At 47.5% G+C, this 17,098-nt stretch carries 13 protein-coding genes; 12 read left to right on the plus strand and 1 reads right to left on the minus strand.

The window, feature by feature from the left end; translation table 11 throughout:
- The 12 genes from TRQ7_RS02445 (at nucleotide 1) to TRQ7_RS02495 (ending at nucleotide 11,974) form a co-directional block, all read left to right on the plus strand.
- Nucleotides 1-630 (plus strand): diguanylate cyclase, encoded by a 630-nt coding sequence (locus TRQ7_RS02445; protein WP_041843918.1) that lies wholly within the window; start codon nucleotides 1-3, stop codon nucleotides 628-630.
- Nucleotides 627-1,661: a lysylphosphatidylglycerol synthase transmembrane domain-containing protein gene (locus tag TRQ7_RS02450; RefSeq protein ID WP_144399065.1), complete on the plus strand. Its 1,035-nt coding sequence runs from the start codon at nucleotides 627-629 to the stop codon at nucleotides 1,659-1,661. Before TRQ7_RS02445 ends, TRQ7_RS02450 begins: the two co-directional genes overlap by 4 nt.
- A complete protein-coding gene (locus tag TRQ7_RS02455) occupies nucleotides 1,658-2,275 on the plus strand; it encodes a TIGR03936 family radical SAM-associated protein (RefSeq protein WP_041843919.1) in 618 nt (205 codons plus the stop codon). The genes TRQ7_RS02450 and TRQ7_RS02455 overlap by 4 nt, the downstream gene beginning before the upstream one ends.
- Nucleotides 2,250-2,618, plus strand: coding sequence for a response regulator (locus TRQ7_RS02460; protein ID WP_012645091.1), 369 nt, complete (start codon nucleotides 2,250-2,252; stop codon nucleotides 2,616-2,618). The genes TRQ7_RS02455 and TRQ7_RS02460 overlap by 26 nt, the downstream gene beginning before the upstream one ends.
- Nucleotides 2,611-3,942 (plus strand): PP2C family protein-serine/threonine phosphatase, encoded by a 1,332-nt coding sequence (locus tag TRQ7_RS02465; protein ID WP_041843920.1) that lies wholly within the window; start codon nucleotides 2,611-2,613, stop codon nucleotides 3,940-3,942. The genes TRQ7_RS02460 and TRQ7_RS02465 overlap by 8 nt, the downstream gene beginning before the upstream one ends.
- Complete coding sequence (locus TRQ7_RS02470) at nucleotides 3,942-4,703, plus strand: YebC/PmpR family DNA-binding transcriptional regulator (RefSeq protein ID WP_038066387.1); 762 nt, start codon at nucleotides 3,942-3,944, stop codon at nucleotides 4,701-4,703. Before TRQ7_RS02465 ends, TRQ7_RS02470 begins: the two co-directional genes overlap by 1 nt.
- Before the next feature lie 56 nt (nucleotides 4,704-4,759).
- Nucleotides 4,760-5,422 carry a hypothetical protein gene (locus tag TRQ7_RS02475; RefSeq protein ID WP_012645094.1) on the plus strand — a complete coding sequence of 221 codons (663 nt, stop codon included), beginning with the start codon at nucleotides 4,760-4,762 and terminating at the stop codon, nucleotides 5,420-5,422.
- The gene (locus TRQ7_RS02480; protein ID WP_038066393.1) at nucleotides 5,364-6,212 is read left to right on the plus strand and encodes a protein-glutamate O-methyltransferase CheR; all 849 of its coding nucleotides are present in this window, start codon (nucleotides 5,364-5,366) and stop codon (nucleotides 6,210-6,212) included. The genes TRQ7_RS02475 and TRQ7_RS02480 overlap by 59 nt, the downstream gene beginning before the upstream one ends.
- Nucleotides 6,213-6,773 (plus strand): signal peptidase II, encoded by a 561-nt coding sequence (gene lspA / locus TRQ7_RS09775; protein WP_012645096.1) that lies wholly within the window; start codon nucleotides 6,213-6,215, stop codon nucleotides 6,771-6,773.
- On the plus strand, nucleotides 6,685-7,566 hold the full coding sequence (locus tag TRQ7_RS02485) for an RluA family pseudouridine synthase (protein ID WP_236681749.1): 882 nt from the start codon (nucleotides 6,685-6,687) through the stop codon (nucleotides 7,564-7,566). Before lspA ends, TRQ7_RS02485 begins: the two co-directional genes overlap by 89 nt.
- Entirely contained in the window at nucleotides 7,563-10,058 is a 2,496-nt protein-coding gene (locus TRQ7_RS02490) for a DNA polymerase III subunit alpha (protein WP_041843922.1), read from the plus strand. The genes TRQ7_RS02485 and TRQ7_RS02490 overlap by 4 nt, the downstream gene beginning before the upstream one ends.
- 71 nt (nucleotides 10,059-10,129) lie before the next feature.
- Complete coding sequence (locus tag TRQ7_RS02495; RefSeq protein WP_041437400.1) at nucleotides 10,130-11,974, plus strand: ABC transporter substrate-binding protein; 1,845 nt, start codon at nucleotides 10,130-10,132, stop codon at nucleotides 11,972-11,974.
- Between the two features lie 48 nt (nucleotides 11,975-12,022).
- On the opposite strand, the gene rpoC is transcribed toward TRQ7_RS02495, so the two are convergent.
- Complete coding sequence (rpoC, locus tag TRQ7_RS02500) at nucleotides 12,023-17,095, minus strand: DNA-directed RNA polymerase subunit beta' (protein WP_041843923.1); 5,073 nt, start codon at nucleotides 17,093-17,095, stop codon at nucleotides 12,023-12,025.
- Nucleotides 17,096-17,098 lie beyond the last annotated feature (3 nt).

Here is a 17,098-nt window from a genome sequence, read left to right on the forward strand (position 1 = left end):
ATGAAGGTGAGGATCGATCTGGAAGACGAAATGCTCAGGGGAAGACTGGAAAAAATCGTCCAGGAAGCGGGATTTCTGATAAACGAAACGGCCGATCTGATCATCACCGACAGGCCAGAAGACGGCGGAAAACAGAAGGTGCTGATCGCCAGATCCCTTCCGGAAGACATCCCGGGGGATGTTCTGGACGTGATCGATCCAGATCTTCCAGATTTTCTCCTGAGAAGAAGATTTGAGATGATAAAGACGTACCTGAAGTTTCCACGGGGCATCCTCAGTTATCTCGAAGAAGAGTTCGAAAAGGCCAGAAGGTACGATTTCCCTCTTTCAGTCATATACCTGTTCTTTGAAGACGAAAAAACGGCAGAGCGTGTTTATGAGAGTATCCGGGAGGTTCTTAGATCGTCCGACAGGATCGATTTTGTGAGAAAGAACGAACTGATGATCGTTCTTCCAGGAACCACAAAAGAAGGGGCAGAAAGGCTCCTCAAAAGGTTGAAGCGAAAGCTTCTCAGGCTCGACTGGACAAAACAGACTTTCTTCGAGTACGGAACGGCACAGGTTGAAGACTGGATGGAAACCGTCGAGGATCTACTCGCATCCCTGGAGATTTCCATGAGGAGGTTGTGAGGGATCTGAGTAAAAAAGAGTGGATAAACATCATCCTTGCGCTGGTATTCGGTTTTGTTGCGGTTTTTTTCATATTCAGAGGAATCGATCCCAGAGAATTCTTTGAATACTTCCGCCCACAGTCACTGCTTCACGTTCTTCTTCTGTGTGGGATATTTCTTTTTTCAATACTGATAGACTCTGCGAGGATGAAGTGGCTGTTTTCTTTTGTATGGGAGAAACACCTTTCGCTCTACGATGCCTTTTTCAACAACTACATGAGTTTTCTTTTCAGTATGCTCACTCCCTTTTATTTCGGTGGGCAGGTCTTTCAAACGTACCATCTTTCAAGGCTCGGCTTTGAATCTGAACACAACGTAAATGTGATCCTTTCAAGGTTCGTAGAGTACCTCATTTCCATCGCTGTTCTTTCTATAGTAGGACTTTTGAGACACAGGGATCTGTTCCTGTCGGGAACGCTGATGGCACCGAAGTTGATCTTCCTTGCCTATCTTGTGAGTGTGTCTTTCATCGGAGTTGTGATACTTTCACTCGTTCATCCTCCCCTCATCGCTCACCTGTTCGGGTTGTTGAAAAAAGCAAGATGGATGGATTCCATGATAAAAAGGTTCACAAAGAAAGAAGACTGGGACAGCCGCTTTCTGGAATGGACCCACGATCTGAAAGAGAGCGTTAAAATCCTGTGGAAGAGTGGCTTCATGCTCCTTGACTTTCCTCTCACACTGTTTTCCCTTCTTGTTCAGAGTTTTGCCCTCTATCTGGCAATTCGATTCAATTCCGGAAACATCGGCTTTTTTGACGCAACGGGACTTCTTTTCTTTCTCAGCATGGTTGTGTTCTACGTACCAACACCGGGGGCAAGCGGTGGTGTGGAGACCGTCTATCAGATCGTATTCAGCAAGATACTCGGATCTCCCGGTAAGACTCTTGCATCAGTACTGAGCTGGAGGTTGTCCACCTACTACCTTCCCATCTTCATAGGTCTTGTCTTTCTGATGTTCTACAGATACCCGAAGGAAGTGAAAAAGTGAAGGTCGTTCTCAGATTCAAAAAGAGGGGAATGAAGAGATTTCTGTCCACCCTCGAATCCATAAAACTTGTGGAACGCTCACTCAGACGTGCCGATCTTCCTCTAGTGTTCACCGAGGGATTTCATCCAAAACCGAAGATGAGCCTTCTCGATGCCATGCCGGTTGGAGTGGTGAACCTTGCGTTCTACGTGGAAGTTCATCTGAAGGATTTTTCAAAGAAACATCTGGAGGACCTCGAAGACACTCTTCCGAAAGACTTTCCTCTCGCAGGTGCGTGGATATGTGAAGAAAGCATAAACAAACTCGTCGCGTTCTATCGCTTCAAACTCATCACACCGTATTTTATAGATTTTCAGAACAAAAGAGTTGAAAAGAAGGGAAAGGAGATCCAGTTCAGAGAGAGTGTGGTTGATTTTGAGATCCTCAGAGCAAAAGATTATTACATTTTCAGGTATACTCAAAAGAGGGAAAATCTTTTGAACCCCCTGTTTCTTGTTGAGAAAGATTCGTTTTTCGTCGCAATATGCGAAGAAGCACTCACTGGGGAGGGGGAAGAACTTTCCTCTTTTCTTGAGAGGAGGGGAACACGTGTCAAAGAAGGTTCTCCTGGTTGACGATTCTGCCGTTTTAAGAAAGATCGTGTCCTTCAACCTGAAAAAAGCAGGTTGTGAAGTAATAGAGGCAGAAAACGGTCAGATAGCCCTTGAAAAGCTCTCCGAGTTCACACCGGACCTGATAGTGCTCGACATCATGATGCCCGTCATGGACGGTTTCACCGTCCTGAAGAAGCTTCAGGAGAAAGAAGAGTGGAAAAAGATCCCGGTCATCGTTCTCACGGCAAAAGGTGGAGAAGACGACGAAACGATCGCCCTCTCTCTTGGAGCGAAGAAGGTCATGAGAAAGCCCTTCAGCCCCTCCCAGTTCATTGAGGAGGTGAAGCGCCTATTAAATGAATGAAAGGGACATCTGCAGAAGGATCTCGGAGATACTCGGCATCGATTATGACTGCACAAGGGGTATCGACGAACTTTTGAAGATCCTGGAGTACGAAATAAACGAGTACAAGAAGAGTCTGGAAGAGCAGACCATTTTCATGGAGGCCCAACTAGAGGAACTCTCGCGCTCTTATGAAGAGATCTCGACGCTCCTTGAGATATCCGAGATATTCGGTGGGTTTGAGTTTCCAATGAACCTTCGTGAGAAACTGGAGAAGGTTATACCACTTCTCAAGAAGGTGGTGAAGTTCAAAGACTACATCGTCAGGGTTGAGGATCTGAGCATAGGGAACATGAGTCACGAGGAAGTGGAGCGGGAGATAGAGGACAGAGAAAAAACCGTCCTGATAGAACCCGGTGAATCAAAGAAGTTTTCGAACCTTCTGTTTGTTCCCATTATCGGCAACAGATACTACGGGTACATGTGCTTCTCCGGAAAAGAAGAGGGAATCGTGTTCACCGCGAGCGACAGGAGGATAACGGAGGTCACATCGAGATACATAGCAAACGCACTGGACAGAATAGATTTTCTGCAGAAAGAGATCGAACGTCAAAGACTGGAAGAACAGATGGAAATCGCAAGACGGATACAGTCCGAACTTCTCCCACGGGAACTTCCCAGAACAGGATTCATCGATATAACAGCCTGTTCTAGACCGGCAGTTCAGGTGGGTGGTGACTACTACGATGTCTTCGCCAGTGATGGAAAGGTTCTTGCCGTCATGGGAGATGTGGCTGGAAAAAGTGTTCCGGCTGCTCTTCTCATGAGTGCCGTGAGGAGTTACCTGAAAGTTTTAAGCACCTCACATTCCGATCTGGAAGATCTGGTGAACCACCTGAACAGTATACTCTGTGAAGATCTTTCGAACGATCGTTTCGTGACGATGGTTTTCCTCGAAATCTTTCAGAACGGAACGTTGAATCTGGTGAATGCAGGTCACAACCCCGTTTATTTTCTTCACGATGGAGAGATAGTGAAACTCGAAGCCTCGGCGATACCGATCGGTATAGCAGAGTGGAACTACAGAAGGCATACCATTCAACTGAAACCGAACACCTTCATAGTGGTCTATACGGATGGAATAACCGAAGCGAGGAACACCCTCGGAGAAGAATACGGTTACGAGAGGCTTGAAGAAACGCTCAGAGAGTACAACGGAGACAGTGCCGAAGATCTTCTTTCCAAACTTAAAAAGAGTGTGGAAGAGTTTTCGAAGGATGTGCCCCAGCACGATGACATGACGATTATGGTGTTAAAATATAAAGGACAGCAGGAGGTGGAATGATGTCGGGTCACAACAAGTGGGCCAACATAAAGCACAGGAAGATGGCCCAGGATGCGAAGAAATCGAAGATCTTCACAAAACTGATCAGAGAGATCATAGTTGCAGCAAGGGAAGGAGGAGGAAACCCGGAAACGAACCCGAGGTTGAGGGCGGCAATCGAAAGGGCAAGAGCCGAAAACATGCCCAAAGAGAACATCGAAAAAGCCATAAAAAGAGGTACAGGAGAACTTGAAGGTGTGGATTACCAGGAAGTGGTCTATGAAGGTTACGCTCCAGGAGGTGTGGCCGTCTACATCAGGGCACTCACGGATAACAAGAACAGAACAGCACAGGAGCTGAGGCATCTGTTCAGCAAGCACGGCGGAAGTCTTGCAGAGAGTGGCTCTGTCAGCTGGATCTTCGAAAGGAAAGGAGTCATAGAGATCGCAAAAGACAAAGTGAAGGATCTGGAAGAACTCATGATGCTGGCCATCGATGCCGGTGCAGAGGATATAAAAGACACCGAAGACCCCATTCAGATAATCACGGCTCCAGAGGATCTTTCCGAGGTGAAAAGACAACTGGAAGAGGCCGGCTACGAAGTGGATGCCAAAGTCACTTTCATACCGAAGAACACGGTGAGAGTTACCGGAAAAGACGCTGAAAAGGTGCTGGAACTTCTCAACGCACTGGAAGACATGGACGATGTACAGGAAGTGTACTCGAACTTCGAAATGGACGACAAGGAAATGGAGGAGATACTTTCCAGGCTGGAAGGCTGACGATTCTTTTTCTCTTATTACCTGTTATTCTCTTTTCTGGATTCTTCGAAATCGGAGTGGGCTACAGTGAAACGCCCACGGTGGGTTTTGTACTGTCACCAGAGTTAAAGACGGATTTCTTCGAAGGAATATTCCGGTTCGACTTTTTTGTCAGTCTCCAGGAAGGAGAGCCATCGCTTCTCCTTCCTGTTTTTGACAATCCCGTGTACTTTAAATTTGGTGTGGAAGATTTTTCTTTCGAGTACTATACCCCGGTGTTTTTGAGAGCGAGTTTCGTTCATTTCAAAAAGACATGGAACGCACAACTTGGGTTTGTGGGTGCAATGTGGAATGGAGAGGAAATCTTTGCCTACACAGAAACACCACTGGACTTTGCCGTATCAACCGGGGGTAACTACTACCTCGGAGTGAAGATGAACCTTTTCGATCTGAACGTGGAGCCGTTCATCGAAAATGGAAAACCGGGTGTCTGGATTGGCTCTGACAGTTTAAGCGTGGGTGTTTCGGACTGGATCGGTTTGATCTTCAGGCGCGGAAGAACGATCTTTCGTGCCATCTACAGTGAGGATCTGAAACTGGGATTTGCCTTCATCGGTGAAAGTGGCTGGATCTTCATCGATGAAAACCATGCGGAAGGTTGCTGGAAGGTGGGAAAGGTACATGTCGGAGGAAAGGTCGGAAAGGAAGATTGGACCATTCAGGTTACCATCGAATTTTGAGTGGAAGGAATTTCCTCAGAAAGAGTTCGAGTGGTTTGTAAAAGAGGTGGAAAGGAGGTTCGGGCTGAACCTCTCTTCTTACAAACCACAGAGGGTGAAGCGCCGAACAGAGCTTCTCCTGAGAAAGTACAATGTGGACTACAGAAAATATCTGGAAATGCTCGTTCAGAATAGAAAGTATCTGGACGAATTTCTTGACAAGATGACGATAAACGTGACGGAGTTTTTCAGAAATCCAGAGAAGTGGTGGGAACTCAGAGATGACGTGATTCCATTGATTTCTCAGAACACCCTGAGAATGAGATTCTGGAGCGCAGGATGTTCCTCCGGGGAAGAGCCTTACTCTCTTGCCATACTCGTTCACGAATTGAAACTTTCCCACAAAACCTGGATACTGGCAACGGATATAGACATCGGTGTTTTGAGAAAAGCCCAGGAGGGTATCTACGAAGAAAGGTCGCTTGTAAACACTCCACAGGAGTATGTGGAGAAATACTTCGAAAAACTTCCGGATGGAAGGTACAGAATCAAAGATTTTGTGAAGAAGACGGTGGAGTTCAGAAGACACGATCTTCTGAAAGATCCCTTTGAGAAGAACCTGGATCTCATAGTGTGTAGAAACGTGGTCATATACTTCGAACCAGAAGCAAAGAATGAACTCTACAGAAAATTCGCCGAGTCACTCAAAGTGGGTGGATTTCTGTTCGTTGGAAACACCGAAAGAATCTTCAACTACAAAGAGCTGGGATTTGAAATCTACAGGCCATTCATCTACAGAAAGGTGAAGTAGATGAGCTTTGTGATCGTTTTGACGCTTGTTCTCGATCAGCTCACAAAAAAGATAGCAAGCGCCGTTCATGGAACGTTCTACCTTGTTCCAGGTTTTTTGAAGTTTGTCAAAGCCACAAACAGAGGAATCGCTCTGGGGCTGTTCAGCAACCTTTCAGAGCAGGTTCTATGGATTGTCCTCTTTGTGGTGGTGGTTCTTTCTCTTTTTCCGTACATGTTCAGATTCAGCAGACTCGAAAGGGTCGCCATGGGATTCATTCTGGGAGGCGCCCTCGGAAATCTTCTCGATCGAATTAGATTCGGTTATGTCCTCGACTTTCTGAACCTGGTCTTTCTCCCGACGATCTTCAACCTCGCAGACGTGTTCATCATAGTGGGCGGTGGACTGATGATCCTCGGTGCCTTCAGAGGTGTGAGCGATGAGAAGTTGGAGAGTGGAGAAAAGGGAAGAAGGCTGGAGACTCGATCAGTTTCTGAAAGAGAAGACTCCATCGTGGATATCCAGGTCGATGATACAGAAGGCGATAAAGGAAGGAAAGGTGAAGGTCAACGGCCAGATTAAAAAGCCAAGTTACAAACTCAAAGAAGGAGAAATCGTGGAGGTGGAACTTCCAGAGGAGCCAAAAGAACCGACCGTCCAGCCTGAAAAGATAGATCTGAAGATACTGTACGAGGACAGGGACATCATCGTGATAGACAAACCCGGTGATATGATCGTACATCCTGTTCCTTCCAAACTCAGCGGAACACTTGTCAACGCAATCCTCTACCATTGTTCCGATCTTCAGGGAGTTGGAGGAAAACTGAGACCTGGGATTGTTCATCGACTCGACAAGGAAACATCGGGTGTTATCGTGGTTGCCAAAAACGACCTTGCCCACCAGAGCCTCTCCAGGCAATTCAAGGATCGCAAGGTGAAGAAAACTTACATCCTTCTTGCAAGAGGACGTATCAAAGAAGACGAGGGAACCGTGGAACTTCCACTCGCAAGGCATCCCGTTTTGAGAGTGAAGATGACCGTGAGTGAAAACGGAAAAGAAGCGATCACACACTACAGGGTTCTTAAAAGGTTCGACGACGTGGCCACTCTCGTTCTCGCCTTTCCTCAGACAGGAAGAACACACCAGATCAGAGTTCACATGAAGAACCTAGGACATCCCATAATGGGTGATAAGATATACGGAAAGTACAAGGAAGACGAGATGTTCGGGATAAAAAGACAGATGCTTCATGCTCTGAAACTTGGATTCTTTCACCCCCGAACGGGTGAGTGGATGGAGTTTGTTTCACCGATCCCGGAAGATTTCAAAGAGGCCATCAGAAAGATAGCAGCGTACGTGAGGGAAAGAACATGATACCCTGGATCATATCGCCCTATTCGTTCGACGGCTCCGTGGTCAGATTCGAAAAACTGGTTTCCGTGCTGAAAAAAAGAGGCCTGAAATCTGCCCTTCTCGCCGACAGGAATTTCCATGCCGCTGTGAAATTCAACACCATCATGAGAGAGCACGGGTTGATACCCGTCCACGGTCTATGGTGGAAGGACAGGGTCTTCATCGCACGAAACAGAAGAGAGTACGATCTTCTGGTGAGGTTCTACAACGGAGAAAAGGTCAATGTAGATGAACTTCCGAGTTTCAAAACGGAAGAATTGGTCCCTGTAAGATACCTCGAAGCCGAAGAGAAAGCGGCCAGCCTCTTCATGAGAAAGATCTTCGGTCTTGATGAAGATATCCGCGGTTTTCCAGAAAAGTGTGAAGATGTATCGGAGATCGTGAAGGCCGAACCCTACGACCTCAGGGTTGAACAGAAGTTCCCCGATCCTCCAGAAAACTGGTATAGAAATCTCAGAGAAAGAGCTTCGAGAATGGGAGAAAAATACCTGGAGCGTCTGGAAAGGGAACTCGAAACGATAGAGAAAAAGGGATTTTCTTCCTACATTTACCTGGTAGAGGAGATCGTAAAAACAGCAAGAAAACTCGGTATAAAAGTGGGCCCTGGAAGGGGAAGTGCTGTTGGTTCTCTGGTCGTTTTTCTCTGTGGGATAACGGAGATCGATCCCCTGAAGCACGACCTTCTGTTTGAGAGGTTCATAAACGAAGAGAGAATCGAACCTCCCGACATCGACGTGGACGTGGAGGACAGAAGAAGAAAGGAACTGCTCAAAGAGCTTTCGAAGAGATTTTACGTCTATCAGGTTTCCACCTTCGGAAACCTGGCTGAGAAGTCCTTGAAAAACCTCATCGGTTCAACTTCTCGGAGAATGTATGAGATTCTCTACGGCCTTCCACACCACCCAAGCGTTCACGCAGCAGGTGTTGTGATCTCTGAACGTCCTCTTCCGATCCCCTTCAGGCTGGAAGAAGAGATTCCCGTAACAGACTACGACATGTACGACCTGGACAGGATAGGAGTTGTGAAGATAGACATCCTGGGATTGAAAACCCTGTCTTTCGTGAAAGATTTCAATAGGAAGACCTTTGATTACTCGGACGAAAAAACGTACCACATCATATCGAAGGGAAAAACGCTGGGGGTTTTCCAGCTGGAAGGCCTTCAGGCAAGAAGACTCTGCAGGAAGATTTCCCCTGGCAACCTTGAAGAACTCTCCGTACTCCTCGCACTCAACAGACCAGGTCCCTTGAAATCCGGTATCGACAGCATGTACGTATCTTCAAAGAGCGTACCTGAGTCTTTGAAAAAACTATTCCCGGAAACACGAGGAGTTGTGATCTACCAGGAGCAGATCATGAACCTTGCCATGCTTGCAGGTCTTTCCGGCGCAGAAGCGGACGTTCTGAGAAGAGCGATCGCAAAGAAAGAAAAAGAGAAGATGGAACCTCTCCTGGAAAGATTGAAAGAAGGACTTGTTGAAAAGGGTGTGGAGGATGTGGATCTCATTCTGAAGATTCTGCTGAACTTTTCGTCATATGCCTTCAACAAATCCCACAGTGTTGCCTACGCACATCTTTCGTTTCAGACAGCCTATCTGAAGGTTCATTTCTTCGAAGAATTCTTCAAAAGGTATTTCGAGTACAACATTGGAGATTCAGAGAAGGTGTTTCTTGCAGTTCAGGAACTTCGAAGTGAAGGATACGAGGTGTTCCCTCCAAATGTGAACGTTTCCGGAAAATATCCTGTCTTCCGTGAAAACAAAGTTTACCTGCCCCTCACGGCTGTGAAAGGTGTGGGAGAATCGATGGTTGAAGAGATAGAGAAAAATCGTCCCATAGACAGTGTCCGAAGGCTTCAGGAGGTGAGAGGAATACCAAGAAACGTGCTGGAAAACATGATATCGGCTGGTGCCTTCGATGAACTGTACGAAAGCAGGGCTCAGGCATTCGAAGAGCTGAACAGGAAGGTGGACAGTGATATACTGAAGATTCGAGAACTGTTCGGTGAGAAGATAGAACAAAAATCAGGGGTGAAACCGGCTGATTTGTGTGAACTCGAAGAAAAGAGTCTGGGATTTCCTCTGACACCTCAAAAGGATGTTCCAACAGGACTCTTTGGTAACATAGCGGATGTTTTCACCTACGGTAGAGTCCTTCCGGTTCTGGTAAAGAAGATCTCAGAGAATGTGATAACAGATGGTGTTTCTGCCTGTCGTGTGAAGGAGAAGATTCCGGAAGGGCTGCACCTTGCTCTTCTTTCTCCTCTTCATCGTGTCCTGAGGGTGTGGCCATTCGATGAAAACACAAGGTTCGTCTACAGGGTGAACCATCCTGTAAAACTCGAAAAGGCTGGAAAATACGAGATCACAGAGATTCTGAAAAACGGTCAGTTGAAAAGATACGAAGGTTATCGACCTTCTGGTGATGAATATCGATACAGGATTTTGAGGTGAACACACTCTTTCAGTATGCTATAATTCAAATACAGTAAGGATAACCACATTTTAGGAAAGGGGGTTTGTGTATGCGAAGATTACTCGTGGTCCTTTTAGCGGTGGTTGCAGTTATGGCATGGGCTGCAGTGAAGAATCCCGACACCATTATTGACGTCACCATCGGAGAGCCTGACACTCTCGATCCACACTACGCGTACGACACAGCCAGCGGCGAGGTCATCTACAACGTCTACGAGAACCTGATCGCCTACAAAGGTGAAAGCCTCACCGAGTTTGAACCGCGCCTTGCGGAAAAGTGGGAGATACTGGACGATGGGAAGACCTACAAGTTCTACATCAGAAAAGGTGTGAAGTTCCATGAAGGTGGAGATCTCACACCCGAAGACGTGGAGTACAGCTTTGAAAGAGGTCTCATCTTCGATCCAACGGCCGGTCCTATGTGGATGCTCTGGGAAGCACTCTTTGGAGTTGACTCCCTTGAGACTTTCGTCGAGGAAAAGATCGGGAAGCCCTACAGTGAACTCTTCGACGAAAACGGAGAGCCACTTCCAGAGTACAGAGACGCCCTAGTAAAGATCTACACGGATTACATCGACCCCGCCATCGAAGTTGAAGGTGACGCCGTTGTGTTCCATCTTGTGAGGCCCTTTGCACCCTTCATGTACATACTCGCCCAGAGCGCCAGCTGGAGTGCCGTACTCGACAAAGAATGGTGTATAGAGATAGGATGCTGGGGTGGAAGAGCAGACGACTGGTGGAAGTACCACGATATCAGAAAAGAAGACTCACCACTCTATGCAAGGATGAACGGAACAGGACCCTTCAAATTCGTTGAATGGGACAGAACACAGCAGAAAGTCATCCTCGAAAGAAACGACAACTACTGGAGAGAACCCGCAAAGATCAAAAGAGTCATCATCTGGGGAATCGATGAGTGGAGCACGAGAAGAGAGATGCTCCTTCAGGGAGACGCCGATATCTGTGTCGTTCCAACACAGTATCTTGAACAGGTTGAAGGAAAACCCGGTATCACTGTGATAAAAGGCCTTCCTGAACTTGCCGTCACTTCCCTTCATTTCGCATGGAATGTGCCCGAAAATAGCAAATACATAGGCTCTGGAAAACTCGATGGAAACGGAATTCCACCCGATTTCTTCAGCGACGTGAACGTGAGAAAAGCCTTCATCTACGCCTTCGACTACGACACCTTCATAAACGAGGTTCTGAAAGGTCTTGGCAGAAGGATACCAACAGATCTTCCTGAGGGACTTCTTGGATTCAACGAAGAACTCCTCAACGATCCGAACGCTCCTCGCTTCGACATCGTGAAGGCAACGGAGTACTTCAAGAAGGCATGGAACGGTGAGGTCTGGAAGAAAGGGTTTAAGCTCACAATACTCTACAACACAGGTAACGAAGTGCGAAGAGTAGCCGCAGAAATGCTGAAATCCTACATAGAAACGATCAACCCGAAATTCAAAGTCGAGGTGAGAGGTGTTCAGTGGCCAACGTATCTCGACGCGACCAAGAGAGGAGAAGTTCCAGTCTTCATCATAGGATGGCTTGCAGACTATCCAGATCCTCACAACTTCATATTCACTTACTACCACAGTGCCGGTGTGTACTCCGGAAGACAGGGTGAAAACTTCAGAAAATTCGTCTCCACACCGCATCCTGATCTCGGTGGAAGAAGCCTCGACGAACTCATAGAAGAAGCCATCGCAAAGACAGATCCCGCTGAAAGACAGGCCCTCTATGAACAGATTCAGAGATTTGCCATGAAGTACGCCCTTGGTATGCCTCTCTATCAACCGCTCGGTGTGAGGGTTCAGAGAAGCTGGGTCAAGGGATGGTACCACAATCCGATGAGGCCAGGAGACGACTACTATGTGCTCTGGAAATCAGAAGAATAAATAAAAAGGGGCTCCGTTCGGAGCCCCTTCTTTTTTTCTTCACTTTTTTCATGCGAGTTTCTCTTCCGCTGCCGCTCTTGGTGTTTCCTCCACCTGAATACCCGCAAACACGTCCAGACCTGTTCCAGCGGGTATGAGTTGTCCGACGATCACGTTCTCTTTCAAACCGATGAGAGGATCCACCTTTCCTTCTATTGCCGCTGCAGTCAGAACCCAGGCGGTTTCTTCGAACGCTGCCGCACTGAGCCATCCCGGATAGTTCAGGGCAGCCTTCTTGAGTGAAAGGAGTCTTCTCTTGTATTTTATTGGCTCTTTTGGAAGGATCTGGTACGTTACCACTCTGTCTTTTTCGACGACGTCGATTTCCTTTATACCCGCCTCTATGAACTTCTTCAGAAGTTCTTCTGTTACCTCTTCACCTTTCTGTGCAAGTTCCACGAGTTCACCATCGTCCGTTTCGGTGATAACTCTTTTTGCGAGCATTTTTCCGATGACCCACTTTCTGTTCTCTTCAACTCTGGCGTTACCTTCCAGTATCTCTCTGTTCGTTCTCTTTATGTCTACAAGTGGTACCAGCTGATCCGGTAGATAATCGCTGTCACCTGGATCGATAACGAGGGCCATACTGAGCATCTGCCTGAAGATGATCTCGAAGTGTTTATCGTGTATGCTGACACCCTGCTGCACGTAGGCGTTCTTTATGATCTTCAAGAGGTTCATGGCCGTAAGGACACCCTTTTCCGACTCGAGTTCGAGCAGTTTCCACCACACGATGGCACCGGTTGTCAACGTGTCGCCCCTCAGAACCTTCTGACCTTTTTTGACCTTCACCTTCGCTCTCTTGGGTATCCTGTAAGCGTGGATTCCACCAGCGTAGTCTTCTATGTAGATAACTGTTCTTCCTGTTTCGTCGGTTGCGATGTCCTTTACGAATCCGTCCACTTCACACAGAACAGCCTCGGATCCATAGTACTTTCTGATCTCCTTCTTGCCACCGCTTTTTTCTTCTCTCAGGAAGGCGTAAGGCTCAAAGGTCTTTTCCACCGTCGTGAGACCACTCACTATGTCGCTGGCACCCATGACTCCTCCGACGTGGAACGTTCTCATGGTGAGCTGTGTTCCCGGCTCTCCTATGGACTGTGCCGCAACGATTCCCACCGCCTCACCGACGTTCACTATCTTGTGATTGGAAAGATCCATTCCGTAACATGCGGCACACACTCCGTACTCGGATTCACACGTGAGAGGAGATCTCACAATGATATCGGGCCTCACCAGAACCTTCTCAACACCGTTTTCTTCGAGAAGTTTTGCCACTACTTCGTTTATGACTTCCTGGTAGACGAGAAGTTCTCTTTCTCCTTTCTTGTCGTAAAGGGGCTGTTCGTTGGCGTAGACCGTTCCAACAACCGGATACATCTTCACCTTTATTCTGTACTTTCCTTCGTTCCTGGCGGCTTTCACCACATCCCAGGTGAGCTCGGTTCCCTCTTTGTACTCTCCAACAAGTTCTGCGATCTCCGCGTACATGTTCGGAAGTGAAAGTTCGGTTATGTCTATTTCATCATATTTCACAACGTCAACCATCTTCTTGTAAGAGGCAAGGAAGTTGGCATCGTCGTCTGTGAGCATCGTGTTTCTCGTGTATTCTTTTCCCGTTTCGGGGTTCTTCAGAACTTCCTTCGTCTCTGGATCGAGTACATCGCTTGCAAGCACTCTTCCGAAGAGGAATTCGTTCATCTTCTCTACAACCGTACCATCCTTTATCAGATCCATGGCTCTGATTCCTTCGTGTGTGCCACAATCGGGTTCTGTCACTGTGACGCTCTGTGCCACGTCCACCAGTCGCCTTGTCAGGTACCCGGCAAAGGAGGTGTTCATTGCAGTGTCGACCTGACCCTTTCTTGCACCGTAGGTGGATATGAAGAACTGGAGGATGTCAACTCCTTCCCTGAGGTTCTTGTCAACCGGGTAATCGAAGGTGAGTGCTTCGTGTATCGCCTGACCTTTGAAGATTTTCGATTTTATCTCCCTCGACCTTGGGTCGTACGCCTTGATCATCAATCCTCTGATACCTGCAAGCTGCTTCACCTGATCGATGTTACCTCTCGCACCGGAGTTCACCATCATGTAGATGGGGTTGAACGGATCTTCCGCGAGGGTCTTCGAAGTGAGTTCTGTGATTTCTTCTGTGACGTTCATCCAGAGCCTTATGATCTCGCTCTTTCTCTGTTCTTCCGTCAGGAAACCTCTTTCGTAGTTTTCCTCGATGATTCTTACTTTTTCCCAGGTCCTTTTCAGGATCTCGTCACGTTCTGGTGGTATCTTCAAATCCTTGAGTGAAAGCGTGAGGCCAGAGACGGTCGCATAGTGGAAGCCAAGGTCCTTTACATCGTCGAGAAGATCCGCCGCCCTGTCTATACCGTATCTCTTGAAGGTTTCATAAACGAGGGCGTTTATCTGTTTCTTGTCGAATATTCTGTTGTAGTCTCTCAAATCTTCTGGGAGAATACTGTTGAAGATAACCCTTCCAAGAGTTGTCTTTATTCTCTTTTCTTCTCCTTTTATGCTGACCTTTATGAGAATCGGTGTGTGGAGTTTTATGTATCCGAGGTGATACGCCAGCATTGCCTCTTCAGGTGAGGAAAATCTCCACCTGATATCTTCTTCCTTCAAAGAGTCGAAGTCTTTTCCGACCGTCGTGAGGTAGTAAGACCCGATGATGATATCCTGTGTCGGGAGAGAAATTGGTTTTCCGTGTGCCGGTGAGATTATGTTGTACCTTGAGAGCATGAGGAACCTTGCCTCAGCCTGTGCAGCGGCTGAAAGTGGTACATGAACGGCCATCTGGTCGCCGTCGAAGTCCGCGTTGAACGGTGGACAGACCACCGGATGAAGCTGTATGGCGTTTCCTTCCACCAGTTTTGGTTCGAACGCCTGTATGGACATTCTGTGAAGCGTGGGAGCCCTGTTGAGAAGAACCACGCTGCCCTTTATCACCTCTTCGAGAACTTCCCATGCCTCGGGCATTTCTTTCTCTATAATCGCCTTTTTGACCTTCCTCATCGTTTTGCTGGTGCTTCCTTCTCCCAGAAGCTTTGCCAGAACAAACGGCTTGAAGAGCTCCATCGCCATCTTCTTTGGTATACCACACTGATGGATCTTCAGGTGTGGACCAACAACGATGACCGCCCTTCCAGAATAATCCACCCTTTTTCCAAGAAGATTCCTTCTGAACCTTCCTTTCTTTCCTTTCAGAAGATCGGTGAGAGATTTCAGTGGTCTTCCATTTCTGTCTTTCAGAACCGCTCTTCTGCTTCTTTTACCCTCAGAATCGGATCCGTTGTGTATGAGGGCATCGACTGCCTCCTGAAGCATTCTCTTTTCGTTCCTCAGAATGATCTCAGGTGCACCGAGTTCCAGCAACTTCCTGAGCCTGTTGTTTCTGTTGATCAGCCTTCTGTAAAGTTCGTTGAGGTCAGTTGTGGCGAACCTTCCTCCTTCGATCTGGATCATGGGCCTGAGGTCTGGAGGAATCACAGGTACAACCTCAAGCACCATCCATTCGGGTTTGTTGCCCGATTTGATGAAGTCCTTTACCATCTTCAGTCTTCTTCTCAGTTTCATCGCCTTCGAACTGGAAGCGGGCAATTTCTTGAGTTCAGCCTCAAGTTCTGCTCTCAACTCTTCCAGATCCAGGTTCTGAAGCAGTTTCTTTATCGCCTGGGCACCGGCATCCGCCACTATTTTCTCTGGATAGATCTGAAGGTACGCTTCGTATTCGTTCTCGGTGATGATATCTCCCATCTTCAGACCCGTCTCTTTCGAGACCTCGGGATCTATATCCGTTATGACCACAATTGGCCTGTCGTTTTCCGTTCTCTCTTCTACATCAAACATGGTTGGATAGTGCGATTCAAATATCTTGTATTCTGTGGAGGAGAGGTATTCTTCCTCGAAAAGGAACCTGTCGGCCAGGTGATCTCCTTTCTTCACCTGGTCACCGTTGTTCACGTAAACAAGGGCTCCTTCGAAAACGGGGTACTTCCTTTCTTCTATCACCTGTTCGATGTACACGTTGCCAGACGAGAGAACTTCAAAATTTCCATCTTCCAGTGCCCTCACGTTGAGGTTGGAACCGAACTTCACTCTTCCAGATATACTCGCCTTGACCGCCGGGAGGGTGGTGGAAGTTGTGAGCTGATCACCCTTTTTCACCTTCTGACCGTTTGAGACGAGCACCCTTGCTCCGTACGGTACGGTGAACACAACGGGTTGATCCTTACTCGTTGTGAGGGGTTTTACCGTGATTGTGTTCGAAATCTCATCGATTTCCACGTGTCCATCGAATGGAGCATACAGGGGATCGACGTTCATCTCTCTGGTCAGATCCTGTCCCTTTTCCACTTCCTGTCCATCTTTCACCGTGATTATCATGCCTGGAAGGACCGTGTGTTCTGCTCTGTTCACATTTCTCACTATGATCCATGTGATTTCCCTTCCGGTGACGGTTTTTTCTGTTCTCAGAATTACCTCGCCGTCTATGTCTGAAAGAACAGGAGATCTGGGATTTTTCACAATGAACGCCTGCTCGACTTCAAAGTCCCACTTCTTTCTGTAGATCCTGTATTCGGTTTCATAGATGATATCACCCTGTGCAAAGGGTGTATCCTTCGGATCGGTGACGATGAACGCCCTCTCTATCACACGGCGGCTTCCATAGTAGATGATGTTCTCGAGGTCAGAGACGTTCATGTTCAGGAGAGTTCCAAGGACACTTGGGATGCTCTCCAGATACCAGATATGCACTGCGGGGGCTGCCAGTTCTATGTGACCCATTCTCTTTCTTCTGGCCTCTCTGGATTCAACTCTGACACCACACCTTTCACAGACGGTTCCTTCGTACTTCTTTCCCTTGTACTTTCCACAAGCACACTCGTAATCCTTCACAGGGCCGAAGATTCTCTCGCAGAAGAGTCCATCGCGCTCGGGCTTGAACGTTCTGTAGTTTATAGTTTCCGGCTTCTTCACCTCTCCACCGGACCAGCTTCTTATCACATCCGGGGAGGCTATCTTTATCTGTATTGCCTTTATTTTCCTCTTGAAAGAAGACATGGGCATCCT

The sequence above is a fragment of the Thermotoga sp. RQ7 genome (assembly GCF_000832145.1).
Classification (GTDB): Bacteria; Thermotogota; Thermotogae; order Thermotogales; family Thermotogaceae; genus Thermotoga; species Thermotoga neapolitana.

What these genes read in the sequence shown, in the direction of transcription:
- rpoC (WP_041843923.1), bottom strand. Translation starts at nt 17,095, where the DNA reads ATGCCCATGTCTTCTTTCAAGAGGAAAATAAAGGCAATACAGATAAAG.
- TRQ7_RS02445 (WP_041843918.1), top strand. Translation starts at nt 1, where the DNA reads ATGAAGGTGAGGATCGATCTGGAAGACGAAATGCTCAGGGGAAGACTG.
- TRQ7_RS02490 (WP_041843922.1), top strand. Translation starts at nt 7,563, where the DNA reads ATGATACCCTGGATCATATCGCCCTATTCGTTCGACGGCTCCGTGGTC.
- TRQ7_RS02470 (WP_038066387.1), top strand. Translation starts at nt 3,942, where the DNA reads ATGTCGGGTCACAACAAGTGGGCCAACATAAAGCACAGGAAGATGGCC.
- TRQ7_RS02465 (WP_041843920.1), top strand. Translation starts at nt 2,611, where the DNA reads ATGAATGAAAGGGACATCTGCAGAAGGATCTCGGAGATACTCGGCATC.
- TRQ7_RS02480 (WP_038066393.1), top strand. Translation starts at nt 5,364, where the DNA reads ATGTCGGAGGAAAGGTCGGAAAGGAAGATTGGACCATTCAGGTTACCA.
- TRQ7_RS02495 (WP_041437400.1), top strand. Translation starts at nt 10,130, where the DNA reads ATGCGAAGATTACTCGTGGTCCTTTTAGCGGTGGTTGCAGTTATGGCA.
- lspA (WP_012645096.1), top strand. Translation starts at nt 6,213, where the DNA reads ATGAGCTTTGTGATCGTTTTGACGCTTGTTCTCGATCAGCTCACAAAA.